The organism is Embleya scabrispora (assembly GCF_002024165.1).
Classification (GTDB): Bacteria; Actinomycetota; Actinomycetes; order Streptomycetales; family Streptomycetaceae; genus Embleya; species Embleya scabrispora_A.
The window spans coordinates 1008998-1033331 of sequence record NZ_MWQN01000001.1; the positions used below are offsets into that span (position 1 = coordinate 1008998).

The 24334-nt window shown below is 72.0% G+C and carries 23 protein-coding genes; 13 read left to right on the forward strand and 10 right to left on the reverse strand.

The window, feature by feature from the left end:
• Positions 1-148 precede the first annotated feature (148 nt).
• The 3 genes from B4N89_RS04520 to B4N89_RS04530 are packed head-to-tail and all read left to right on the forward strand — an operon-like array spanning position 149 to position 5651.
• Positions 149-1678, forward strand: coding sequence for an ATP-binding protein (locus B4N89_RS04520; protein WP_078974563.1), 1530 nt, complete (start codon positions 149-151; stop codon positions 1676-1678).
• A complete protein-coding gene (locus tag B4N89_RS04525) occupies positions 1675-2733 on the forward strand; it encodes a PD-(D/E)XK motif protein (protein WP_078974564.1) in 1059 nt (352 codons plus the stop codon). Before B4N89_RS04520 ends, B4N89_RS04525 begins: the two co-directional genes overlap by 4 nt.
• The gene (locus B4N89_RS04530; protein ID WP_078974565.1) at positions 2730-5651 is read left to right on the forward strand and encodes a Z1 domain-containing protein; all 2922 of its coding nucleotides are present in this window, start codon (positions 2730-2732) and stop codon (positions 5649-5651) included. The genes B4N89_RS04525 and B4N89_RS04530 overlap by 4 nt, the downstream gene beginning before the upstream one ends.
• An 84-nt stretch (positions 5652-5735) precedes the next feature.
• Here the strand turns inward: B4N89_RS04530 and B4N89_RS04535 are convergent, their stop codons facing one another.
• On the reverse strand, positions 5736-5957 hold the full coding sequence (locus B4N89_RS04535) for a hypothetical protein (protein WP_143657836.1): 222 nt from the start codon (positions 5955-5957) through the stop codon (positions 5736-5738).
• A 267-nt stretch (positions 5958-6224) separates the two neighbouring features.
• On the opposite strand from B4N89_RS04535, the gene B4N89_RS04540 reads away from it, so the two are divergent.
• The gene (locus B4N89_RS04540) at positions 6225-6611 is read left to right on the forward strand and encodes a DUF427 domain-containing protein (RefSeq protein ID WP_078974567.1); all 387 of its coding nucleotides are present in this window, start codon (positions 6225-6227) and stop codon (positions 6609-6611) included.
• Here the strand turns inward: B4N89_RS04540 and B4N89_RS04545 are convergent.
• From B4N89_RS04545 to B4N89_RS04570, 6 genes are all read right to left on the reverse strand, one after another.
• Positions 6574-7692: an amidohydrolase family protein gene (locus B4N89_RS04545; protein WP_078979110.1), complete on the reverse strand. Its 1119-nt coding sequence runs from the start codon at positions 7690-7692 to the stop codon at positions 6574-6576. The two genes, B4N89_RS04540 and B4N89_RS04545, sit on opposite strands and share 38 nt — an antisense overlap.
• Positions 7693-7768: 76 nt before the next feature.
• Complete coding sequence (locus tag B4N89_RS04550; protein ID WP_078974568.1) at positions 7769-8353, reverse strand: 3-hydroxyanthranilate 3,4-dioxygenase; 585 nt, start codon at positions 8351-8353, stop codon at positions 7769-7771.
• Positions 8350-8847, reverse strand: a complete 498-nt coding sequence (locus tag B4N89_RS04555; RefSeq protein ID WP_321170677.1) for a RidA family protein — start codon at positions 8845-8847, stop codon at positions 8350-8352. The genes B4N89_RS04550 and B4N89_RS04555 overlap by 4 nt, the downstream gene beginning before the upstream one ends.
• On the reverse strand, positions 8844-9629 hold the full coding sequence (locus B4N89_RS04560; protein WP_078974569.1) for a 2-keto-4-pentenoate hydratase: 786 nt from the start codon (positions 9627-9629) through the stop codon (positions 8844-8846). Before B4N89_RS04560 ends, B4N89_RS04555 begins: the two co-directional genes overlap by 4 nt.
• The gene (locus B4N89_RS04565) at positions 9626-10480 is read right to left on the reverse strand and encodes a 2-keto-4-pentenoate hydratase (RefSeq protein WP_078974570.1); all 855 of its coding nucleotides are present in this window, start codon (positions 10478-10480) and stop codon (positions 9626-9628) included. The genes B4N89_RS04560 and B4N89_RS04565 overlap by 4 nt, the downstream gene beginning before the upstream one ends.
• A gap of 76 nt (positions 10481-10556) precedes the next feature.
• Complete coding sequence (locus B4N89_RS04570) at positions 10557-12020, reverse strand: 2-hydroxymuconic semialdehyde dehydrogenase (RefSeq protein WP_078974571.1); 1464 nt, start codon at positions 12018-12020, stop codon at positions 10557-10559.
• Positions 12021-12293: 273 nt separating this feature from the next.
• Between B4N89_RS04570 and B4N89_RS04575 the strand changes: the two genes are divergently transcribed.
• The 3 genes from B4N89_RS04575 to B4N89_RS04585 all read left to right on the forward strand — a co-directional run bounded on the left by B4N89_RS04575 (position 12294) and on the right by B4N89_RS04585 (position 14926).
• The gene (locus tag B4N89_RS04575; RefSeq protein ID WP_078974572.1) at positions 12294-13223 is read left to right on the forward strand and encodes an alpha/beta fold hydrolase; all 930 of its coding nucleotides are present in this window, start codon (positions 12294-12296) and stop codon (positions 13221-13223) included.
• 68 nt (positions 13224-13291) lie between these two features.
• A complete protein-coding gene (locus B4N89_RS04580; RefSeq protein ID WP_078974573.1) occupies positions 13292-14443 on the forward strand; it encodes a cytochrome P450 family protein in 1152 nt (383 codons plus the stop codon).
• 249 nt (positions 14444-14692) lie between these two features.
• Entirely contained in the window at positions 14693-14926 is a 234-nt protein-coding gene (locus tag B4N89_RS04585) for a hypothetical protein (protein ID WP_078974574.1), read from the forward strand.
• Positions 14927-14995: 69 nt separating this feature from the next.
• Here the strand turns inward: B4N89_RS04585 and B4N89_RS04590 are convergent, their stop codons facing one another.
• Complete coding sequence (locus B4N89_RS04590; RefSeq protein ID WP_161500617.1) at positions 14996-15610, reverse strand: TetR/AcrR family transcriptional regulator; 615 nt, start codon at positions 15608-15610, stop codon at positions 14996-14998.
• An 83-nt stretch (positions 15611-15693) separates the two neighbouring features.
• On the opposite strand from B4N89_RS04590, the gene B4N89_RS04595 reads away from it, so the two are divergent.
• The gene (locus B4N89_RS04595) at positions 15694-17178 is read left to right on the forward strand and encodes an MFS transporter (protein WP_078974575.1); all 1485 of its coding nucleotides are present in this window, start codon (positions 15694-15696) and stop codon (positions 17176-17178) included.
• A 204-nt stretch (positions 17179-17382) separates the two neighbouring features.
• On the forward strand, positions 17383-18114 hold the full coding sequence (locus B4N89_RS04600) for a polysaccharide deacetylase family protein (protein WP_143657837.1): 732 nt from the start codon (positions 17383-17385) through the stop codon (positions 18112-18114).
• Between the two features lie 81 nt (positions 18115-18195).
• Here B4N89_RS04600 and B4N89_RS04605 read toward each other — a convergent pair whose 3' ends face one another.
• Positions 18196-18657 (reverse strand): Fur family transcriptional regulator, encoded by a 462-nt coding sequence (locus tag B4N89_RS04605; protein ID WP_078974577.1) that lies wholly within the window; start codon positions 18655-18657, stop codon positions 18196-18198.
• 100 nt (positions 18658-18757) lie between these two features.
• Between B4N89_RS04605 and B4N89_RS04610 the strand changes: the two genes are divergently transcribed.
• The 3 genes from B4N89_RS04610 to B4N89_RS04620 all read left to right on the forward strand — a co-directional run bounded on the left by B4N89_RS04610 (position 18758) and on the right by B4N89_RS04620 (position 22368).
• Positions 18758-20044, forward strand: a complete 1287-nt coding sequence (locus B4N89_RS04610; protein ID WP_161500618.1) for a precorrin-3B synthase — start codon at positions 18758-18760, stop codon at positions 20042-20044.
• 98 nt (positions 20045-20142) lie between these two features.
• Positions 20143-20769 (forward strand): precorrin-8X methylmutase, encoded by a 627-nt coding sequence (locus tag B4N89_RS04615; RefSeq protein ID WP_078974579.1) that lies wholly within the window; start codon positions 20143-20145, stop codon positions 20767-20769.
• 3 nt (positions 20770-20772) lie between these two features.
• Positions 20773-22368 (forward strand): precorrin-2 C(20)-methyltransferase, encoded by a 1596-nt coding sequence (locus B4N89_RS04620; RefSeq protein ID WP_235618467.1) that lies wholly within the window; start codon positions 20773-20775, stop codon positions 22366-22368.
• A gap of 56 nt (positions 22369-22424) precedes the next feature.
• Here the strand turns inward: B4N89_RS04620 and B4N89_RS04625 are convergent, their stop codons facing one another.
• The gene (locus B4N89_RS04625) at positions 22425-23213 is read right to left on the reverse strand and encodes a cobalt-precorrin-6A reductase (RefSeq protein WP_078974581.1); all 789 of its coding nucleotides are present in this window, start codon (positions 23211-23213) and stop codon (positions 22425-22427) included.
• A 17-nt stretch (positions 23214-23230) separates the two neighbouring features.
• Here B4N89_RS04625 and B4N89_RS04630 point away from each other — a divergent pair, with 17 nt between their 5' ends.
• Positions 23231-24328, forward strand: a complete 1098-nt coding sequence (locus B4N89_RS04630; RefSeq protein ID WP_078974582.1) for a cobalt-precorrin-5B (C(1))-methyltransferase — start codon at positions 23231-23233, stop codon at positions 24326-24328.
• The last annotated feature ends 6 nt before the right edge of the window (positions 24329-24334 follow it).

Here is a 24334-nt window from a genome sequence, read left to right on the forward strand (position 1 = left end):
GCCGCCACATCTCCACTCGGGAACCACCCGGTCACGACTCGGGGGTTCCGCTTTCGGCGCGTCGGTCCAACCGCTACGGTCGGTCCGGCGCAAGTGGGGGCGGGCGCGTGACAGCGCGCACCGAAAGTGTGGGGATCCAGGGGTGGGCATGGACGACTGGCGTATCGACGTACCTACGAGCGGCAGCAAGCACCTGCCTCCGGATCCCGGGTACATCAAGGGACTCGCCAGTCAGGGCTATCGCTTCGAGGAGGCGGTGGCCGACCTCGTGGACAACTCGATCGACGCCGGCGCGTCCGAGGTCGTGGTGCATTTCCGGCGCACCGGCGACCTGTTGACCTCGCTGGTCGTGGTGGACAACGGACGCGGCATGACCGAGGCCGAGTTGGACACCGCGATGACCGTCGGCAAGCGGCGGGCGTACGACGACACGGCGCTCGGCATGTTCGGCATGGGTCTGAAGGCCGCGTCCTTCAGCCACGCCGAGAGCGTCACGGTGATCAGCCGGGCCAAGCGGGCCGGCACCGTCGGGCGGCGCTGGCGGACCGAGTCGGCGCAGGAAAGCTTCCAGTGCGACATCGTCGAATTGGAGTTCGCCAAACGTTTCCTCGACCTGTACGACGAGTACGTGGTGTGGAACGGCACGGCGGTGCGCTGGGACGGCGTCCGCGACTTCCCGGCGCGCGGTGACGCCGGCCAGACCGACATCTACGTGACCAAGACGATGCGTTCGCTGGCCGACCACCTCGGTCTGCACCTGCACCGGTTCCTGGCCGACGGGCGGATCCGGATCACCATCGCGGTCTCCGGGACCGACGACGACGTGCCGCCGATGACCTGGCAGGTCCAGGCCGTGGACCCGTTCGGCTACGCCGTGTCCGGACTGCCGGGATATCCGCGCGTGTTCACCACGACGCTGGACGGCGTCGGCCCGCTGACGCTGACCGCGCACGTATGGACGCCGCGCTCGAACGCCGAGCAATTCCGCCTGCCCGGCGGCATCCTGGCCCGTCAGGGCCTGTACGCGTACCGTCACGACCGGCTCGTCCAGGCCGGCGGCTGGTACGGCCTGCGCCAGAGCGAGCAGCACCTGTCGCTGGCCCGGGTCGCGTTCGACCTGCCGGCCGACTCCGAGCATGCGTTCGGGTTGACCGTGAAGAAGGCCGAACTCCAGCCCGTTCCGGGCTTCGTGGACGCGGTCGAGCAGGCCGTGGACGCCGACGGGCACACCTTCCTCGACTACCTCAAGGACGCCGAGGGCGCCTATCGGCAGGCCCGGACCACCACGCGCGAGCGCAAGGCGGTGCTGCCGCCCGGGAAGGGCTTCGCGCCGGAGCTGCGCGCGGCGATCGAGGAGGAACTGCCGTTCGTCCCGGGCGAGGAGCCGATCGAGGTGCGCTGGGTGCCGCTGGGCGGGGACGTGTTCTTCTCGATCGACCGGGACGAGCGCCGACTGCTGCTGAACAAGCAGTTCCGCGCCGCGCTGCTCGGCGGTCGGCGCGGCGGGCTCAACGACGTGCCGGTGCTCAAGACGCTGCTGTACCTGCTGATGAACGAGGCGTTCACCGGCGAGCGCATCGGCCCCCGGGTCAAGGACAACCTCGACCTGTGGCAGTCGTTGCTGCTCACCGCGGTCAAGAGCGAGACGGCGAAGTACGGTTCGGAGGGCGGCGCGTGACGGGCGCGGACGGGCGGAGCCGACACCTGGGCTGCGAGGCGCTGCGCGACCATCTGGACAACGGGGCACCGATGTTGATCCCGGTCGAGGGCGACCCGCCGCTGTACTGGCACCTGGAGGCGGGCGGCCGGCGACCGGCGCTGCGCATCCCGGTGCCGGCCGGCACGAAGGCGCCCCGGCTGGGCATGCAGGGCGTGCGGGCGGTGTGCGTCCTGGACGGCGGCGAGCAGTACCTGCACGTGTACACCGAACAGCTCGACCTGCTGCGCGAGTTCCACATCGTGTGCTGCGAGATCGCGGATCGGGTGCAGGTGATGAAGTCCCCGCCGGTGGTGGCGGTTCGCACCACGGTCCTCCTCTGGCGCAAGCTCCTGGCCCGGGGCCGGCGTATCTCGCTGGAGGCGGAGATCGGCCTGTTCGGCGAGTTGCTCACGCTGATCGGCCTGGCCGAGGCACGCGGGTGGCACGCGGCGGTCCGGTCCTGGCAACACCCGGACTGCGCGGATCACGATTTCACCGTCGGGCCGTACGACGTCGAGGTCAAGACCGTGACCGGACGCGCCCGTGTACATACGGTCCACGGGCTGGGCCAGCTCGCGCCCCACGCCGACCGACCGCTGTGGTTCGTCTCGCACATCCTGGACGAGAGCGACACCGGCCGCTCGGTGCTCGGCCTGATCGAGGGCATTCGTTCGACGATCCGCGTACACGCGCCGGACGTGCTGGACGATTTCGACACCCGCCTCAAACTGGGCACGGACAACGAGGCCGAGATCCCTCGCGAACGTCGGTGGGTTTCGGCCGGAAATCCGTTGGCGTTCCCCGCCGACGCCGATTTTCCGCGCCTGACCGAGAACATTCTCGTCACGCTGCCGGAGGCCGTCGCTCGGCGCATCGTCGACATCGACTACCGCATCGACGTGGCCGACCTGGTCCCCTCGATCGCACCCGCCCCCGACGGGATCGACCACGCCGTCGACCTCTCCCGGGTGCTCCCGCCCGACGTCGCGTCGGACCTGTCCGAGTCGAACCAGTCGAAGGGCGGCGCTTCGTGACCGAAGAACTCGCGCTTCTCGCGCTGCACCGCGCGGCCTTCGGCGGCATGTCCGCCGGCCCGAAGAATCTGACCAAGGCACTCGCCTACCACGCCGACGAGCATCCCGGCCCGCTGCCCGACCTCGGCGAGACCGCGTTGCGCCGCCGACTGCACCACGCGCACCCGGACGACGCGCTGCTCATCCTGTGGCGCGATCGACTCAGCCGCTGGGACTTCGCCGACGGCGACATCCCGCCCAACACCGACGCCCGCCGCGCGGCGACCTACGATGCCCTCGGTCTGGAGCGGGGCACGCGCGAACTCCTCGATCGGCGCGCGCCATTCGCGCGAAGCTCAGGCGCTGTGGTGATCACCGACGAAAGCTGGGTTTCCTGGTACGGGGAGGATGTCGCGCGGCACCACAGCCACTACTGGGACGCTTATCGGGAGACCCTGCTCGGCAAAGGATGGGCGCCCGAGGCCGTCGCCGCGCTCGACCGCAACACCACCCGCGTGGTCGAGCGCCTGGCCGATCCCACCTGGGACCAGCCCTATCAGGCCAAGGGGTTGGTGGTCGGCTACGTGCAGAGCGGCAAGACCGCCAACTTCACCGGCGTCGCAGCGAAGGCGATCGACGCGGGTTACCGCCTGGTCATCGTGCTCACCGGCACCATCGAGGCGCTGCGCGCGCAGACCCAGCGCCGCCTGGACATGGAACTCGTCGGCGTCGAGAACATCTACTACGGCCAGGACCCGGACTCGGGCACCCTCGCCTTCCGCGACTACGACTATCTCGACGACCGGGACCGGCTGGACGGCAGGTTCCTGCGCCACGGAGCGTTGCCGTCCCGACTCGGCGGGTTCGACATCGTCCGGCTGACCCGGCATCAGGACGACTACCAGGCGCTGCGTCAGGGGCTCAGCGCGCTGGAGTTCGAGAAGGCGGATCGGTTCACACCGCTGTACGCGCCGGAGAACCTGCATCGCAGTTCGGCCCGGCTGATGGTGGTCAAGAAGAACGCCTCGGTGCTGAAGAAGCTGGTCAAGGACCTGGCCCGGATCAAGACCGAGCGCGGCGAGATCCCCGCGCTGATCATCGACGACGAGTCGGATCAGGCGTCGGTCAACACCTCCGACCCGAAGAAGTGGGCGCAGGACCAGGTCCAGCGCACGGCGATCAACGGGATCATCTCGGAACTGCTCGGCATGCTGCCGCGCGCCCAGTACATCGGTTACACCGCGACCCCGTTCGCGAACGTCTTCATCGATCCGGCCGACTCCGAGGACATCTTCCCCAAGGACTTCGTCATCTCGCTGGACCGCCCGGACGGTTACATGGGTGTCGCCGACTTCCACGACATCGACTCCACGATTCCCTCGGCCGAGCGCACCGTGGCCAACTCGGCCGGGCTCGCGCACGTACGCTCGGTGCGGCCGGCGCATGACGACGACGACAGCGATCTTCGCACCGCCATCGACATGTTCGTGCTCACCGGCGCGATCAAGCTGTTCCGCGAGGATCACGGGCTGGGCGCGGACCACTTCCGCCACCACACGATGCTCGTGCACGAATCGGTGCGCACCCATGTGCACCGGGACCAGGCCCAGCGGATCAACGCGATCTGGCGCCGTGCGGGGTATCTCGGCGCGGGGGCACACAAGCGCCTGCGCGCGCTGTACGACGAGGACGTGTACCCGGTCAGCGAGGCACACGCGGCGGGTGCGTCCATCCCCGACTCGTTCGCCGACATCGCCCCCTACATCGGCATCGCGGCGATGCGGATCGAGGACTCGAACGGCAGTCCGGTCGTGGTGGTCAACGGCGACAAGGAGATCGAGCAGCGCGCCGCCGACTTCGACCGGGACAAGGTCTGGCGGATCCTGGTCGGCGGCGCCAAGCTCTCGCGCGGCTTCACCGTCGAGGGCCTGACCGTCTCCTACTACCGTCGCAAGACGCTGACGGCGGACACGCTCATGCAGATGGGCCGCTGGTTCGGCTTCCGCAAGAACTACCGCGATCTGGTCCGGCTCTACATCGGCCGCGACGAGGGTGGTCGCAACGGGGACCTGTACGAGGCGTTCGAGGCGATCTGCCGGGACGAGGAGGAGTTCCGCGACCAGCTCCGGCTGTACGCCGAACTCGTGGACGGCTCACCGCAGGTGACGCCGGCTCAGATTCCGCCCCTGGTCACCCAGAGGTTGCCGTGGCTCAAGCCGACGGCGCGCAACAAGATGTTCAACGCGGAACTGGTGGAGACCCGGTCGCCGGGCCGATGGGTGGAGCGCTCGGCCTACCCGAGCAAACCGGCCGAGTTGCGCCACAACGTGGAGCGGTTCGAGCCGGTGATCCGGTCGCTGGCGGCGGAGCGCATCGAACTGGCCTATCCCGTGCAGGATCGGTTGTTGCGCTTCCCCGCCTATATCGGGCGCATCGCACACGCTCCGCTGCTGTCGGTGCTGCGCGAACTGCGCTGGGCCGAACCCGCCCAGTTCCGGCCGGATCTGGCCTACCTGGAGAACCCGGAGATCGCCGCGAAGATCGACGACTGGGTGGTGATCGCCCCGCAGTTGCAGAGCCCCAACCTCGACCCGGTGACGCTGCACGGCTTCGGGCCGCTCGACGTGGTGAGTCGGCGTCGGCGCGAGGGCGGACTGTTCGACCAGGTCAGCTTCGGTACCCATCGATTCGCGGCGCGGCGGATCGTCGGCACCGACACCTCGATCGGCGACCCGGTCGCGGACGGCCTGGCCGGACCCCGGCGGGGCTGCCTGCTGGTCTACCCGACCATGGAGCCGGAGAAGAACGACCTCGTGATGGCGTTCGCGCTCGTCCCCCCGGTCACCGCTGTCGGTCGCGACCGGCGCCTCGTCGCCTTTCGGGCCAAGGACTCCTCCCGGGGCGCGGCCGCGATCGTGGCGGCGCCGGCGCCGGTGTGACGCCGTCGGGCGGGGCGGCGTGATCGCAAAATCACGTCGCCCCGCCCGACGAGCCGCTGGTAGCCGTCCCTGGCTACCGATCCGTCAGTGCACCCAGAGGGCGTAGACGGTGCCGCCGTTGTTCAGACACAGGTACACCGGGCCGTGTGCCGGGACCGTGGCCTTGCCCGCCGCGTCGCACGACTCGGCGCTCGGGTAGTAGCCCCAGAGGTAGAAGCCGCTCGGATCCGCCATCGCGGGTTGCGCGGCAACCCCCACACCCAACATCGCCGCGGCCAACGCGATACCCGCCATAGCCTTGCGCATGTGCTCGACTCCGTTCTCGACCCGAGGGCAACCCGGGGCGTTGGAAAGGTCGTTCGGGCTGTACATGTGGAACATGTGGTGCCGGCGCGCACGCGGAAAACGCTAGCCGGTGCCATCGGCGCGAGCAATAGGTCTATACCAATTGAATCGATCCATGCACCGATCCACACGTTGCTCACACGTTCGGCCCGTGAACGGCCGGAATGCATCCCGGGTTCGGGCGGTTGTGCCGACGAAGGACAGCCCCTGCCCGCCGGAGGAGAGCCCATGCCGACGTCCACACCCGGCCACGTCGTGACCACCGTGCACAGCACCCAGACCGTGACCGTCGAGATCGACGGCGAGGTGGTGGCCCGGTCCACCCGTCCCGTCGTGCTGTACGAGACGGGTCTGCCCATCCGCTACTACCTGCCGCCGGACGATGTCGATCTGACCCGCTTCGAGCCCACCGACACGCACACCACGTGTCCGTTCAAGGGCGAGGCGTCCTACTGGACCTATCTCGGCGGCGCCGACTCCGCCCCGCGCCCCGACGTGGCGTGGGAATACCCGAAGCCCATCGAGTCGGTACCCGACATCGCCGGCCACCTGTGCTTCTACGACTCGGTGGCCCGCGTCACGGTCGAGGGCGAACCCCCGGCTCCGCCCGCCTGATCGGCACGACGGCCGATCCGCCGCCGCCGATCGTGTTCACCGACTCCCGGCCGGCGGTCCGGTCCGACCGGCGCCGTCCGGCCGGGTCGGGAAGGCCGAAGAAGCGCTCCGCGTTGCCGCCGAGGATCAGCGCGCACTCCTCGGCGCTCAGCTGCGAGCAGTCCCGGATCACCGCACCCGGGTCCGACTCGCCCAGCGGGAACGGGAAATCGGTGCCGAGCATGACCCGGTCGGCGCCCATCACCTCGACCAGCAACCGCAGCGCGCGCGGGTCGAACACGGCCGAGTCGACGTAGAACCTGCGCACGTACTCGGACGGCGGCCTGGGCGAGTCGGCCCGCACCAGATCCCGGTTGTGCCACGCGTTGTCGGCCCGCCCGAGCAGGAACGCGAAGCTGCCGCCGCCGTGGCAGAAGCACAACTTCAACGACGCGGGCAACCGTTCGAACGCGCCCCGCAGAATCATCCCCAGGATGCTCAGCTGTGTCTCCGCGGGCATCCCGACCAGCCACGGCAACATGTGGTCGCGCATGCGGTCGCCGCCGAGCATGTCCCACGGGTGGACCAGGACCGGAATGCCCTCCTCCCCGCAGTGCGCCAGGAACTCCACGATGCCGTCGTCGCCGAGGTAGCGCTCGCCGACGTGGTTGCCGATGTGTACGCCGCGGTGCCCGGCCGCGACCGCCCGCGACACCGTCTCCCGGGCCGCGCCGAGGTCCTGCAAGGGCACCTGACACAGCGGCAGCAGCCGCCGCGGATCGGCCGAGCAGTAGTCGAGGATGCGGTCGTTGACCAGGTCGCACCACTCGACCGCGCGCGCCGTCTCGGCCGCGTAGCCGAACATCAACGGGGTCGAGGAGATCGCCTGGACGTCCACGCCGAGCGTGTCCATCTCGGCCAACCGGCTCTCGGCGTCCCACAGCGGCGCGCGCACCGGGCGGTACTCGTCCGAGCCGCTCATCATCATCCCGGTGCCGTCCCCGCGCACCCGCAACCACGGCTCGCCCGCGCCCGTCAGCACGCGGCTCTCGGCCCGCGAAATGATGGGGAAGACGTGCGCGTGGACGTCGATGACAGTCACGGAACCTCCGTGGTCCACCGCCGGACTCGGCCGGCGGTCGGGGTGTACAGGTGGGGACGGGCGGCGCGGTCGGGGCTCATTGGACCGCCCGGGGCCGAGGCGTGATCCTCGGCCGCATCGCCTCGGGCCAGTCCCGGCCCGGGTGGATCGCGCCGCAATGCGGGCAGAGGCGGTCGCCGGCGTAGAACGCCTCGAACAGCGGCGGCAGATCGTCCACGATAGAGCGCACCTGTACCGGCGAGCGGTGCACCAGGTGGTGGCACTCGACGCAGTACCACTCGAACGCGTCGACCTCACCCTCGGCCCTGGTGGACTCGATCACCAGTCCGACGCTGCCGGGCTCCGGTCGTTGCGGGGAGTGGCGCACGTGCGGCGGCAGCAGAAAGACGTCGCCCTCGTCGATCGGGATGTCGACCGGTGGCCGGCCCTCCTCCTCCATCACCCGCAACACCATGGACCCCCGGAGCTGATAGAAGAACTCCTCCAACGGGTCGTCGTGGAAGTCGGTGCGCTGGTTGGGGCCGCCGACCACGGTGACCACGAGGTCGGTCCCGGTCCAGATCTGGACGTTGCCGACCGGCGGCCGGAGCAGGTCCCGATGCTCGTCGATCCAGGCGGTGAAGTTGAACGGCAGGCCGTTGCTCGGCTTCGGCAGACTCATCTCGCCCTCTCAGGACTCGACGACGGAGGCGACGGAGGAGACGGTTCGGTCGTGGCGGTGTCCCCCGACGGAGCGGGCCGCGGGATATGGGCGACGCAGGAGATCTCGATCAGCAGGTGCGGATGCGGGAGTTGGTGTACGGCGACGGTGGTGCGGGTGGGGCCGGTCTCGTCGAAGTACTCGGCGTAGACCTCGTTGTAGCCGCCGAAGTCGTTCATGCTCACGAGGTACGTGGTCAGCGAGACCGCGTCGGAGAGCCCGCCCCCGGCGGCGGCCAGCAGGTCGGCGATGTTCTCGATCACGGCGCGCGTCTGCGCGCGGATGTCGAGGTCGGTGGTGCCCGCCGGGTCCACCCGGGCGCCGACGAAGCCGCCGTCGGGGCGCCGCGAACTGGTCCCCGACACGTAGACGAAGTCGCCGGCCCGGCGCACGTGCGGGAACCGGCCGCGCGGGGCGGCCTTGCCCGCGACCACGATCGCGTCGTCGGCGCTCACCGGGTGCTCACCTCGGCCCGGCCCAGCCCCGCCGCGGACACCCGTACATGGACGCCCTTCGGCAGCGGCAGCGCGGCGGTGGCGGCGCCGGCCAGCACGATCCACCCGGGCCGCAGTTCCAGGCCGGCCCCGGCGGCGAGCCTGGCGGCGGCGATCAGCGAGCGCAGCGGGTTGCCCAGGATGGCCGCCGACGACCCGGTCGCCACGGGCCGGCCGTCGATCTCCACGAGCAGGCCCAGGTTGGCCGGGTCGACCGCGCCCGGGTCCTGCCAGGGGCCGACGCCGAAGCCTGCCGCCGACGCGTTGTCCGCGATCACGTCGGGCAGGGTGAAGGCGAAGTCGGCGTAGCGCGAGTCCAGTACCTCGTAGGCGACCGCGACCCCGGCGACCGCGCGCACCGCCTCGGCCGGGGTGACCTCGCCGGACAACGGGCGGCCGATCAGGAAGGCGATCTCCGGCTCGATCCGCGGCTGGATCAGGCCGGCCGTGTCCAGGACCCCGCCCTCCTCGATCAGCATCGCGTCGGTGAGCAGCCCCCAGATCACGTCGTCGACGCCCATCTGGATCATCTTGGCGCGGCTGGTGAAGCCCATCTTGACGCCGATCGTCGCCTCGCCCCGGGCGATCCGCCGCTCGATCACGGCGCGTTGGACCCGATAGGCGGTCGCCGGGTCGAGGTCGGCGGTGTCGGTGGGGCGCTCGGCGGTACGCCCGGCGAGCGCGGCCTCGTCCAACCGGGCGGCGAACGCCGCGACGAGGTCTGCGTCGTGTGAAGCGCTCATCGTTCGCCCTCCCGGGAATCGACGGGGGTCTCGGTATCACCGGCGGCGAACGCGACCCGGACGTCGCCGAGTCCGTCGATCCGGGCTTCCAGCACATCGCCGGGGACGACCGGCACCATCGGGCCGAGCGCGCCGGTGAGCACGGTGTCCCCGGCGCGCAGCGGGCGGCCGAGGCGGACCAGATGGTCGGCGAGCCACAGGGCCGCGTGCAGCGGATGGCCCAGGCAGGCGGCACCGATGCCGGTGGAGACCGGTTCGCCGCGCCGCTCCAGGACCATGCCGGCGAGCCGCAGGTCGACGTCGGCGAGCGCCACCGGCCGGTTGCCCAGCACATACATCCCGGACGAGGCGTTGTCCGCGATCGTGTCCGCGATGGAGATGTCCCAGTCGCGTACCCGGCTGCCGCACACCTCGATCGCGGGCAGGACGAACGCGGTGGCCCGGATCAGGTCGGCGACGGTGTGCCGCTCGTGCGTGAGGTCGGCGGCCAGCACGAGGGCCACCTCCGCCTCGGCGCGTGCCTGCGGCACCGCGCCGACCGGGATCTCCGCCCCGTCGGGCACCGCCATGTCGGCGAACAGCATGCCGAAGTCAGGTTCGTGCACCCCGAGTTGACTCTGAACGGCGGCGGAGGTCAGGCCGATCTTGCGGCCGACGAGCCGACGGCCTTCGGCGAGCCGGGCCAGGGTGAGTCGTTCCTGGACCGCGTACGCCTGCTCGACGCCGTCGATCAGGTCGCGAACCGGTGCGCATGGCACGCCCGTTCGCTCCGCGTCGCGAAGTCGTGCGGCGGCCGCCTCGACGGCTCTCCCGTCGGTCGCCTCGCCGGCCGTCCCGCTGGCATTCGTCACTGTTCCGGACCCTCCAGAGCCTTCGGTGTCTTCGCTGCTTTCGGTGTTTTCGATGCCTTCGGTGTTTTCGATGCCTTCAGATGGCGATGCAGATGTTGACCGGCTCGGAGAAGAAGTCCAGCGAGTATTCGCCGCCCTCTCGGCCGATGCCCGACGCCTTGATCCCGCCGAACGGGGTGCGAAGGTCGCGCAGGTTCCAGCAGTTGACCCAGACGATCCCGGCCGCGACGCGCGGGGCCACCCGATGGGCGCGGGACAGATCGCGGGTCCAGACCGTCGCCGCGAGGCCGTACGGGCTGTCGTTGGCCAGCGCGACCGCCTCGTCCTCGGTGTCGAACGGCGCCACGTGGCAGATCGGCCCGAAGACCTCCTCCCGCACGGTGCGCGCGCTCTGCGGCAGACCGGTCAGCACGGTCGGCTCGACGTAAAAGCCCCGATCGCGCTCGTCGCCGAAGCTCGGTACCCCGCCGCCGGCGACGACCGTCGCGCCCTCCTCGACCGCGAGCCGGTAGTAGGACAGCACCTTGTCCCGGTGCGCGGCCGAGATCATCGGCCCGTAGTCGGTCGACGCGGCGGCCCTGCGCCCGAGTTCGGCCACGAAGTCCGCGTGGATCGAGCGCTCGACGTAGACCCGCTCGGTGCACAGGCAGATCTGCCCGGAGTGGGTGAAGGCGGAGCGCAGGGTGCCCGCCACGGCCTGCTCGAAGTCGGCGTCGGCGAACACGATCGCCGGATTCTTCCCGCCGAGTTCGAAGGAGACCGGGGTGATGTGCTCGGCGGCCACGCGCATGATCGCGGTACCGGTGGCCGACTCCCCGGTGAACGCGATCGCGTCGACGTCCGGGTGCGCGGTCAGGAACTCCCCGGCCGCGCCCGCGCCGTGACCGTGGATCAGATTGAACGTGCCGACCGGCAGGCCGACCTCGTGGATCACCTCGGCGAGCAGCGTCGCGGTGGACGGCGTCTCCTCCGACGGCTTGGCCACCACGGTGTTGCCGGCCGCGAGTGCGGGCGCCACCTTCCAGGTGAGCAGCAGCAGCGGGAGGTTCCACGGCGAGACGATCGCGACCACGCCGAGCGGTCGGCGCACGGTGTAGTTGAGCGCCTGTCCGGTGCCGCCGCTCCAGCCGGGCACGGCGGTCGAGTGGGCCCGCTCGGGCCGGCCGTACAGCAGGTCGGCGTAGGCCCGGAAGTTGCCGATCGCCCGCGGGATGTCCACGCTCGCGGCCAAGTCGCGCGGCTTGCCGGTGTCGGCGACCTCGGCGTCGACGAACTCGTCGAAGCGGGCCTCGACGCCGTCCGCGATCCGCCGCAGCGCCCCGGCCCGCACCTCGACCGGGGAGCCGCCCCACGCGGCCAGCGCCGCCCGGGCCGCCGCCACGGCCGCGTCCACCGTCTCCCGGTCGGCTTCGGGCACCTCGCCCACCACCGCCCCGTCCACCGGGTCCACCAGCGGGAACCGCGCGGCACCGGCGGGCCGGAACTCCCCCGCCACGTAGTGCGCGGGCCGGACCGCCTTCCCGACCACCGAACGTGCCATCGCCGATCCCTTCGCCGCGGGTGACGGTCGCCGTCGCCCGCCATCGTCCTCGCCGTTGTCAACCATCCGTCCCGGGGTTTGTCACCTCGGGCTTTCCCACCCTGAGCCTCCCGCGCAACGACATGTCCGTCCAATGCCTGTTGGCGGCTCCCGCATAGCGTTTCTGATATGTACTGCACATGAAGATCAAACTAATGCTCAGCTTATTCTTGACTCATTAGATCTGGGGTCGATAGAACTGACCCACCAGCCCGACGACGAAGGCGGAAGATCATGAACATCGCCGCAATTCCGCAGGTGGCGCACCGGTTCGTGGAGGTCGGCGGGGTTCGGGTCTTCTACCGGGAGGCCGGACCCGCGGACGCGCCCACACTGCTCCTGCTGCACGGGTTCCCCTCGGCCTCGCATCAGTTCCGCCGGCTGATCGACGTGCTCGGCAACGACTTCCACCTGGTCGCGCCGGACTATCCCGGATTCGGGCACACCGAGGTGCCGGACGGGTTCACCTACTCGTTCGACCGGCTGGCCGACGTGGTCGAGGGGTTCGTGGACGCGCTCGGGCTGGAGCGCTACGTGCTCTACACCTTCGACTTCGGCGGGCCGGTCGGCATGCGGCTGGCCGAACGGCGGCCGGCGGCAATCGCCGGGCTGATCGTGCAGAACGCGAACGCGTATGCCGAGGGTCTGTCCGAGGTGGCCCGCGAGTTCGTCGCGCTCACCCCCGAGGTCGACGGGGCGCGGGACCGGGCCGCCGAGCTGCTGGTCCTGCCCGTCACGCGCGGCCAGTACGAGGGCGGTACCGCCGACCCGACGCGGGTGGCCCCCGACGGCTGGACACTGGACCAGCACTTTTTGGACCTGCCGGGGCGCAAGGCGGCCCAGGTCGACCTGGCGCTGAACTACCACACCAACGTCGCGCTGTACCCGAGATGGCAGGCCTGGTTGGCCGAGCACCGCCCGCCGACGCTGATCGTCTGGGGCCGCAACGACATGTTCTTCCCCGAGGCCGGCGCGTACGCCTACCTGGCCGACCTGCCGGACGCCGAGGTGCACGTCCTGGACACCGGCCACTTCGCCCTGGAGGACAAACTGGCGGAGGTGGCGCCGCTGATCGCCGACTTCCTGGGCCGAATCCCGCGCCGAGCCGGGATCCGAACGGAGCGGGAGCCGGGCCCGGCGGCGGGGTTTGGCTTCGTCCGGTAAGCGTCGATAGGTTGGCAAAACGTGTTGTCGCCGATCGAAAGCGGTTCCCGGTGGATGTCGCCCGCGCCATGGCCCACGATCCGCACGGTGTCTTCGCCCGCATGCGCGAGGCCGGCCCCGTACACCCGATCGTCGCGCCCGACGGCAGCTCGGCATGGTTGGTCACCCGGCACGCCGACGTCCAGGCGGCGCTCGGCGATCCCCGGTTCTCGCTGGACAAGTCGCATGCCAGGCCGGGTGGTTACAAGGGGTTCGAACTGCCGCCCGCCCTGGACGCCAACCTGCTGAACATGGACCCGCCGGACCACACGCGGCTGCGTCGACTCGCCGGCCAGGCGTTCACCGCACGGCACACCGCGAACCTGCGCCCCGAACTGGAGCGTGCGGCCGAGGCGTTGGCCGACGACCTCGCCGCCCGCGAACGGGTGGATCTGGTCCGGGACTTCGCCACCCCGTTCGCGGTCGGCGCGATCTCCGAACTGCTCGGCGTGCCGGCCGAGTCCCGGACCGATTTCCGCACCTGGACCAACGCGGTACTCGGCGCCGACGCGACGCGCGAGGGCATTCGCGCGACCGTGCGTGAGATGTACGCGTTCTTCGTCGCGCTGCTTGCGGCCAAACGGGCGAATCCCGGCCCGGACCTGCTGTCCGCGTTGATCGCCGCGCGGGACGCCGACGATCGGCTGAGCGAGGACGAACTCACCTCGCTGGCCTTCCTGCTGCTGTTCGCCGGCTACGAGAACTCGGCCAACCTGATGGCCGGCGCGCTGTACGCGATGGTGGACGACGAGGTGTTGCGCGACGCGTTGCGGGCCGACCCGGAGGCGGTGCCGACCCTGGTCGAGGAGGTGGCCCGGCACATGTCCCCGGCGCTGCTCGCGATCCGGCGATTCCCGCTGGAGGACCTCGAGGTGGGCGGGGTGGCCATCCCGGCGGGCGACACGGTCTTCCTGTCCATCGCGGCGGCCAACCGTGATCCGCGCCGCTACCCGAACGCCGACCAAATCCGGCTCGATCGGCCCGATCCGGCCCGCCACCTGAGCTTCGGCCAGGGCATCCACTACTGCATCGGCGCACCGCTGGCGCGCCTGGAGGGCGAGATCGCGGTCCGTACCGTCCTGGCCCGCTTCCCGAAGGTCCGGCGGCACGCGCCGATCTCATGGCAGCCCTCGATCCGAGTGCGCGGATTGAGCAGCCTGCCGGTCGAACTCGGCGGCTGACCCGCCGGATCCGCCGCCCGCCAGGCGCCGTTCCCGGAGCGGGAATCCCCATGGTCGGTGTTGCCGGGGCGAATGGACTGTCACAACTGTGTGAGAACCCTGTGCGCAGCGTGTCGCGCCCCGTGACGTCCGGGCCGAAAACGGCGACAGTGGAGGCAGCACGGCAGGGGATCGACGGCGCGGGGCCACAACCGTCGAAGGGTGGCGTGCCATGGATGGGGAGTCGGAGAGATGGCTGTTCGTCAAGCGATGGCAACTCGAACGCGCAACGACAACGAGCGGGTGCCCGGCCGGGCGGCGGGTGTGCGCTGGTGGACCCGGCGGACCACGCAGGCCGCCGCGATGCTCGTGCTGATGGTGGTGGCACTGGCGGTGGGGCCGTCGCTCGGCGTGCTGCCGTCGTTGTCCGAGCGGGTGAACGGGGTCAGCCGGATCAGCGACGTGGTGCACGACTCCGAGTCGCACGGCCACAACCGGCACTGATCGTCGGACGACTGAGGCGCCGCCTCGCGAGGTCGGCCGGCGGGCCCCGACGCGCCCGCCCCCGGGGTCTCAGTACCGCACCGACTCGATCGCCCGGCGCAGTCCGACCTCCAGGATCTCCAGGTCCTCCCAGTCGCGGGTGACGTGGTCGAACAGCAGTCCCTGGAGCAGGGCGAGCAGGATGTGCCCGTCCAGGCGCGCGTTCGTCGATCCCAGGGCCAGCGCGACCAGTTCGGCGAAGCCGCGGAACTCGGCCTGGCAGCGGATCATCTCCTCGCGGATCAACGGCTCGCGCGCGCCCGCGAGTTCCAACTCCAGGCGGGCCAACTGCACATCCCGGCCCTCGTTCCACCAATCGCGCACGAACCGGGCGATCCGCGGGTAGTCGATGGCGATCGGGCGCACGGCCGTCATCCGCATCAACTCGTGGGTGATCTCGTTGGCGTACATCTTGTCGCGGGTGGCCATCCGGTCGATCACGGCCAGGATCAGTTGATCGCGCGTCTTGAAGTAGTACGTCACCGAGCCGTTGGGCAGCCCCGCCTCCTCCTGCACCGCACGATGGGTCAGCCCGCGCAGCCCCTGTGAGGCAAGCACCCGGATCGACGCGTCGAGCATCAGCGTGCGGCGGTCGGCCCGCGCGGGGGTCGGGGACGACGGGGCGGGTTCGTTGTCGTGCGGCATGGGTCCATTATCCCCGAGCTTGACGCTTGTAGAAATCTTCTCTACAACTATAGAAACTGCTTCTACGAACGTAGGAATGGCCGATGGCTGCCTCATCAGGGATACCCGTCACCGCCGCGCCACGGGGGATCGACACTTCCGCACCCGGACGTTCCGGCCGCCCGACGAACCCGAAGCTGGTGCTGCTGCTGGTATGCGTCGCCCAGTTCGTCCTGCTGGTCGACGACACGATCGTCAACGTCGCCCTGCCGACCATCGGCGACGACCTCGAGTTCGGCGAGAGCTCGCTCTCGTGGGTCACCAACGCCTACTTCCTCACCTTCGGCGGCTTTCTGCTGATCGGCGGCGGGCTGGCGGACCTGCTCGGCCGGCGTCGGCTGTTCGGGATCAGCCTGACGGTGTTCGTGCTGGCCTCGGCGGTGTGCGGGCTGGCCCCGAACGCCGGGGTGCTGATCGGCGCCCGCGCGGCGCAGGGCATCGCCGGCGCGCTGCTCTCCCCCGCCGCGTTGTCGATCCTGCTGGCCACCTTCCGCGACCCGGCCGAGCGGGCCCGCGCACTCGGCACGTGGGCCGCGCTCACCGGACTCGGCGCGGCCACCGGACTGCTCCTGGGCGGCGCGCTCGTCGAATGGACCCACTGGCGCTGGATCTTCCTGATCAACCTGCCGATCGGCGCGCTCGCGCTCTTCGCCCTGCCCCGGACGATCGGTCCGGACGACCGCGACGCGCCGCGTCGGGTACCGGACTTCGCCGGCGCGGCGCTCGGCACCGCCGCCGTGCTGACCCTGGTGTACACGGTGGTCGAGACCGACAAGCACCCCTGGGGTTCGACCCGGACGCTGGTCGGCCTGGGCGTGGCCGTCGTCCTCGCCCTCGGCTTCACCGTGCGCCAACGGTCGGCGGCCGAACCGCTGTTGCCCCGGGCCCTGTTGCGGATGCGGCACGTGGTGCTCGCGGACGTCCTGGTCCTGGTCGCGGCCGGCGGGCTGTTCGCGATGTTCTTCTTCCTGACCCTGTACATGCAGCGCATCCAGAGCTGGTCGCCGATGCGCACCGGCCTGTCGTTCCTGCCGTTCAGCGTCGGCATGGGCGCCGGCGCCGCGGTGTCCACCAAGCTGCTCGCGCACCGGGGACCGCTGCTGCCGGTCAGCGTGGGTCCGGCGGTCGCGGCGGGCGGCATGTGGTCGCTCAGCCGGCTGGACGCGCACAGCTCGTTCGCCGCGCACCTGCTGCCCGCGCTGGTGATCACCGGGCTGGGTCTGGGGGTGGCGTTCGTCGCGATCATCAACACCGCGACCGGCGGCGCGGGTGAGGGCGAGGGCGGGGTCGCGTCGGCCATGGTGACGACGTGCCAGCAGATCGGCGCCGCGATCGGGATCGCCGTGCTCGTCACGGTCGCCACCGACCACACGCGGAACCAGGTCGCGTCGGGCGTGGAACGGGGTCGGGCGGCGGTCGACGGATTCGCCCGGGCGTTCGAGATCCAGGCGGGTCTGATGGCCGCCGCGGCGGTGCTGGGCGTCGTGGTCGGACTGGCCGCCGAGCGACACCGGGCCGCGCAGGGGTAGACCGCGCGTGTGACGCCGGCCCGGGCGACTCACCCGGGCCGGCGTCGGCGGGTGGCGGGCCGGCGTCGGGGGCCGATGGGCCGGCCTCGGGGGTTCGGCGGCGCGATCCGTGCCGGTGTGATCATGTGCTCCGAACCGGTGAACTCCGCCCGACTCGTGCGTGTCCGCACCGAAGTGATCACAAACGTATGCCAGACACACGACATGGACACCACTTCCGTCACGTCGTCGCGTCGCACGTTGCTGATGGGCGCCGCCGCAACCACCACCACCCTCGCTCTCTTCGCCGCCGCTCCGTCCGCCTCCGCCACGGACAAGCAGCCCTCCCCCCGTCCCGCCTTCGTCCCGGAACCGGTACGCACGGTCGACGCCGGCCCCCAACGCGTCGCGGTGACCTTCGACGACGGACCACATCCCGACCACACGCCCGGGGTGCTCCGGGTACTGCGCCGCCATCGGGTGCGCGCGACGTTCTGCGTCGTGGGCACCGAGGTCGAGAAACATCCCCAGTTGCTACGCGCGATCCACGACGCCGGACACATGATCGCCGGCCACTCGTGGTCCCACCCGGACCTTCGGCGCCTGGACCCGGACGAGGTGGCCGAGGAGGTCGACCGCAACCTCGCCGCGATCGCGCGGGTGTTGCCCCGGTATCGGGTCGAGTGGTTCCGCGCGCCGTACGGCGGCTGGTCGCCGGAGGTGTTGGGCGCGCTGAGCGCTCGCGGTCTGCGTCCGCTGGGCTGGTCGGTCGATCCGGTGGACTGGTCGCGCCCGGGTACGGACGCGATCGTCGAGCGGGTGCTGAGCGAGCTCACGACCGGCTCGATCGTGCTCAACCACGACGGCGGCGGGGACCGCGACCAGACGGTCGCCGCGCTGGAGGTATGGCTGCCCGAGGCGTTGTCCGACGGGTTCCGCTTCGTCCTCCCGGCCTGACCCGCGCCCGATGCGGCCCGCCGCCCCGGGACCACGTCGACCGCCCCCACACGACGTGGGCCCGGGGCCGGGCCGCGGGCGTTACGGCCTGGCGCAGCGTGCGCAGCGGCCGGTCAGGGCCACGGCGGTCGGGTCGAGGGCGAAGCCCTGTTCCGCCGCCAGTCGGAACGCGACGTCGTCCAGCAGGTCGCCCGGGGCGTGGCCGACCGTGCCGCAGACGCGGCAGCGTACGTACACCCGCGCGCCGCCGACGAGATGGCCCGCCAGGTGGTAGGTGGCCGCGTCGTGCCGGAGCCTGGTGAAGGCGACCAGGTCGAGGCGTTCGAGCGCGTCGAGGGCCCGGTAGATGGTGGTCCGGTGCACCCCCGGCGCCGCGCGCGAGACGGCGGCGAAGATCGCGTCGGCGCTCAGGTGCTCGTCGGCGTCGGCGAGGACCCGCAACACCGCCGTACGCGCCACCGTGACCCGCTCGCCGTGCGCGCGGATCTGCCGCACCGCCTCGGCCACGGGGTCGGGGGTGGGGTGCTGTACACCGTCGTCCATATGCAACAGTGTCGCATCTGGCCGGTGCACGATCCGGCCCGGGGCGACCGACCGGACACCCCGACGCAGGCCGGCGAGGCGGCACGAAGGGGGTGGGGCGGTGCCGATCCGAGACCGCGACGACGCCTGCCCCGGGGTCGTGGACACCTCCCCCGCCGACGACGGACTGATCGCGCGCGTACGCCTGCCGGGCGGCCGGCTCGGGCCCCGCCAGATACGCGAACTCGCCGCCCTGTCAGGGCGATTCGGTACCGGATCGGTGGACCTGACGGCCCGCGCCAACATCCAGCTGCGCGGCCTGGCCGAGACCGACCTGCCCGCCTTCGCCGACGCCGTCGCGGCCGCCGGCCTGATGCCCTCGCGCAGCCACGACCGGGTGCGGAACATCCTGGCGAGCCCGCTGGCGGGTCGCGATCCGCGAGCCCTGCTCGACGCCGACCCGATCCTTGCCGCCGTGGACGAGGCCGTGTGCGCGGCGCCGGACCTGACCGCGCTGTCCGGGCGCTTCCTGATCGGCGTCGACGACGGCGGCCTCCCGATCGCCTCCGCCCGACACGACCTGGACCTGGTGGCCCGGTCGGCGAACAGCGTCGCGCTGTACGCCGCCGGCCACGACACGGGATGGCGTTTCGCCCCGGCCGACGCGGCGACCGCGATCGTCCGCGCGGCCCGCGCGTTCCTGACCGCCCGCGCCGACAGCGGGGCCTGGCACATCCGGGAACTCCCGCTCGGCGCAGTCGCGTTCGCCGCCGAACTGGGCGGCGATCCGGGACGACCGGGCCCGATCCCGAACGGGGCGGCGACGCCCCCGCAGTCGCGGCGGCGCGACGCCGGGCCGCCGATCGGGGTGCTGCGTCAGAGCGACGGCCGCTACGCCGTCGGGGTCTCGGTGCCGCTCGGGCGGTTGACGCCGGAGCACCTGCACGCGCTGGTCGCGACGGGGGCCGAGGTGCGGATCACCGGCTCCCGGGGCCTGATCGTCCGGGACCTGGTCGACCCGACGGGCGTCTCGGCCGGATTGGCGGCGGCCGGCCTGTCCGCCGACCCCGCGTCGCCGTGGCGCGGAGTGAGCGCGTGCAGCGGACTGGGCGCGTGCCGCCGAGCCCTGGCCGACGTCCGCGCGGAGGCGAGCCGCCACGCGCTGGGCCACTCCCGAGCCGCCGCACTCGCCCTCGACACGGACCTCTCCGACAACGCCGGCCAGACCTCCCCCGGACGGGTCGCCACACACTGGGTCGGTTGTGCTCGCGCCTGCGGCACACCCGCCGGGGCGACCGTGCTGGTGGCCCGGGAGGACGGCGGCTACCTGGCCCTGCGGCCGGATGCCGCCGGGCCGCCGGGTGCCCGGGGAGCGACCGCGCCGACCGGGCCGCCGAGCCGGCCGTGAGCGTCGGCGCCCGCCCCCGCCGGAGCCGGCCGCCGGCTACCCCGATTCCCCTCACCCCGACCACCATCACCCCGCTCGCGGGCGAAGGAGCAGCCGACGTGGACGACTGGATCAAGGACGGCCCCGAGATCTATCGGCGTTCGTTCGCGACCATCCGGGCCGAGGCGGACCTGTCCCGCTTCCCCGAGGACGTCTCGCGCGTCGTCGTGCGGATGATCCACGCCTGCGGCATGACCGACCTGCCGCAGGACGTCGGCTTCCACCCCGACGTGGCCCGCGCCGGCTCGGCCGCCCTGCGCGACGGGGCGCCGATCCTGTGCGACGCGAACATGGTCGCGTCCGGGGTCACGCGCAAGCGGCTGCCCCGGGACAACGACGTGCGCTGCCTGCTCGCCGACCCCCGCACCCCCGTGCTCGCCGCGGAGCAGGGCACCACCCGCAGTGCCGCCGCCGTGGACCTGTGGGTGGACGATCTGGCCGGCGCCGTGGTGGCCGTCGGGAACGCGCCCACCGCGCTGTTCCGGCTGCTCGAACTGATCGACCTGGGCGCCCCGCGCCCCGCCGCGATCATCGGCATCCCGGTCGGCTTCATCGGCGCGGCGGAGTCCAAGCAGGCCCTCGCCGAGCATCCCGCCGGTATCCCCTACCTCGTCGTGCACGGCCGCCGCGGCGGCAGCGCGATGACCGCCGCCGCGCTGAACGCGCTCGCGAGCGAGCAGGAGTAGCCGGTGTCCGACACGAGCGACTCTCGGCAGCACCCCCACCCCCAGGAGCACAGCGTGACCACCACCGGCCGCCTGTACGGCATCGGCCTCGGCCCGGGCGACCCCGAGCTGATCACCCTCAAGGCGCATCGCCTGATCACCTCGGCCGACGTGGTCGCGTACCCGGTCAAGAAGGGCGCCCGCGGCGTCGCGATCACCATCGCCGAGCCGTACCTGACCGAGACCCAACTGCGCCTGCCGCTGGAATACCCGGTGACCACGGAGAGCACCGATCATCCCGGCGGCTACGACGGCGCGCTCGCCGACTACTACGACGCGACCGCCGCCGAGATCGCCGCGCATCTGGACGCCGGGCGCGACGTCGCGGTGTTGTGCGAGGGCGACCCGTTCTTCTACGGCTCGTACATGTACTGGCACGAACGGCTCGCCGACCGCTATCGCGTCGAGGTGGTCCCCGGGGTGACCTCGGTCAGCGGCGCGGCGGCGGTGCTGGGCCGCCCGCTCGTCCAGCACGACGAGGTGCTCACCATCCTGCCCGGCACACTTCCGCCGGACGTGCTCGCGGCGCGGCTGCGCACCGCCGACTCGGCCGCGGTGATCAAGCTCGGCAAGCGGCATTTCCCGGCCGTGCGGGGCGCCTTCGAGCAGGCCGGCCTTGCCGACCGCACCTGGTACGTGGAGCGCGCCACCACCGAACGGCAGCAAGTGCGCCCGCTCGCGGAGGTCGACCCGGCCGAAGTCCCGTACTTCTCCCTGGTGATCACCCCCTCCACCGCGCCCGGTGGCGAGTTCGCCACCAACCGCACCCCGCGCGCGCCGGAGCCGGACTACGCGATCCCCGAACCCACCGGCGAACTCGGCTCGATCGACGTGGTCGGCCTGGGCCCGGCCGGCCCGGAATGGCTCACCCCCGACGCGCACGCCGCGCTCGCCGCCGCGGACCACGTGGTCGGCTACGGACCGTACGTCGACCGTGTCCAGCCCCGCCCGGGCCAGAAGCGGCACCGCACCGACAACCGGGTCGAGGCCGAACGCGCCCGCCACGCCATCGCGTTGGCCGAGGCCGGCGGCCGGGTCGCGGTGGTCTCCTCCGGCGACGCGGGCGTGTTCGCGATGGCCTCGGCCGTGCTGGAGGCCGCGCACGAGACGGCCACCGAGGTCCCGGTCCGGGTGGTCGCGGGGCTGTCCGCGATGCAGGCCGTGGCGGCGCGCGCGGGTGCGCCGCTCGGCCACGACTTCTGTGTGATCAGCCTGTCCGCGATCCTCAAGCCGTGGGACGTGATCGAGCGCCGGCTGACCGCCGCCGCCGAGGCGGACCTCGCGGTGGCGATCTACAACCCGGCCTCGAAGACCCGCCGGACCCGGGTCGCCGAGGCCCGGGACCTGTTCCTGAAGCACCGCTCGCCGGACACCCCGGTGGTGGTCGGGCGCGACGTCGGCGGTGCGACCGAGTCGGTTCGGGTGGTCCGCCTGGCCGATCTGGACCCGGACGTGGTCGACATGCGCACGCTGCTGATCATCGGCTCGTCCCAGACCCGCGCCTACCCGCGCCCCGACGGCGGCACCGGCGTGTACACGCCGCGCCGCTACCCCGCCTGAGCGCCCGGGGGCGGGCCGGCGTGCGGGTTTGTGTCACAGTGAGCGCTATGTACGACTCATGCCCCGCCCGCCACCGCCCTGGCCAGGACCCAGCGCGCGGCGCTCGCCGCGTCGGCGACCTGTTCCCGCGCGGTCGCCTCGGGGCGGCGGATCACCACCACGGGCAGGCCGAGTTCGCGCGCGGCGGTGAGCTTGGCCGCCGTCCGGGTGCCGCCGCTGTCCTTGGTGACGATCACCTCGACGCGGTGGTCGCGCATCAGCGCGATCTCGTCCTCGACCGTGAACGGGCCCCGGGCCAACAGCACTTCGCAGGCTCGGGGCAGTGCGCCGGTGGGCGGCTCGACGCTGCGCAGCAGGAACCACAGCCGGTCCAGGTGTGCGTACGGCGCGGTCTCCAGGCGCCCGGTGGTCAGGAACACCCGCCGGGCCAGACCCGGCAGCACCCGCGCGGCGTGTTCGGCCGAGTCGACCGGGTGCCAGTCGTCGCCCGGTACGGCCGTCCAGCCCGGCCGTTGCAGCCGCAGGAGCGGTACGCCGACCTCGGCGCAGGCGGCGACCGCGTGCGCCGAGATGCGGGCCGCGAACGGGTGGGTGGCGTCGACCACGCCGACCACGTCCCGGGCCCGCAGCCACGCCACCAGGCCGGGTATGCCGCCGAAGCCGCCCACCCGGGACTCGCCGACCGGCAATACCGGCGATCGGGTCCGCCCCGCCAGCGACGACACCACGCGCAGACCGGGCGTGTCCGCGAGGAGTGCGGCCAGGATCCGGGCGTCGGAGGTGCCGCCGAGCACCAGGAGCACCCGGCCGTCGGCCGGCCGGTCGATCGGTGTCGTCCCGCTCATGATCGGCTCCTGCCGCGATGACCCGCCCCGACCGCCCGTTGCGTCGCGGCTGGACCACCGGGACGTGTGCCACGGCGGCCACCACGGCCGCCTATCAGGCCCTGCTGACCGGCGAGTTCCCCGATCCGGTGACGGTGTACCTGCCCGGCGGGCAGACGCCGGCGTTCGCCCTGGCCGTCGAGGAGCGCGATGCCGACGCGGCCATGGCGGGTGTGGTCAAGGATGCCGGGGACGATCCGGACGCCACCCACGGGGCGCTGATCCGGGCCACCGTGCGGCACGCGGCGGCCGGGTCCGGGGTGACCTTCCGGGCCGGGCCCGGGGTCGGCACCGTGACGCTGCCCGGCCTGCCCCTGCCGGTCGGTGAGCCGGCGGTCAATCCCGTCCCGCGCATGCTGATGCGCGAGGCGGTGGCGCGGGTGGCCGGCGCGTACGGCGGCACCGGTGACGTGACGGTCGAGTTGTCCGTGGACGACGGCGAGCGCATCGCCGAGCAGACCTGGAATCCGCGCCTGGGCATCCTGGGCGGCCTGTCCATCCTGGGCACCACCGGCATCGTGATCCCCTACTCGTGCTCGGCGTGGATCGACTCGATCCGCCGGGGCATCGACGTCGCGGCGGCCACCGGCGAGACGCACGTGCTCGGCGCCACCGGCACCACGTCGGAGCGGGTCGGCGCCGAGGTGCACAAGTTGTCCGGCACTGCCCTGCTGGACATGGGCGACTTCGCCGGCGCGCTGCTCAAGTACCTGCGCCGGCACCCGATCCCGCGATTGACCATCGCCGGCGGCTTCGCCAAGCTCTCCAAACTCGCCGACGGCCATCTCGACCTGCACTCGGGCCGCTCGCAGGTGAACCTGGACAATCTCGCCGAGCGCGCCGCGGCGGTGGGCGCCGGCGCGGAGTTGGCCGCGGACATCCGCGCCGCGAACACCGCCCTGCACGCCCTGCAACTGGCCCGCGCCGCCGACGTCCCGCTCGGCGACGCGGTGGCCGAGGCCGCCCGGGACGCGGCGCGCGACCTCCTGCGCGGCAGCGAGATCCCGATCACCGTGGACGTGATCGCCATCGACCGCGGCGGCACGATCGTCGGCCGCGCCGAACCGGCGGCCTAGGACGCG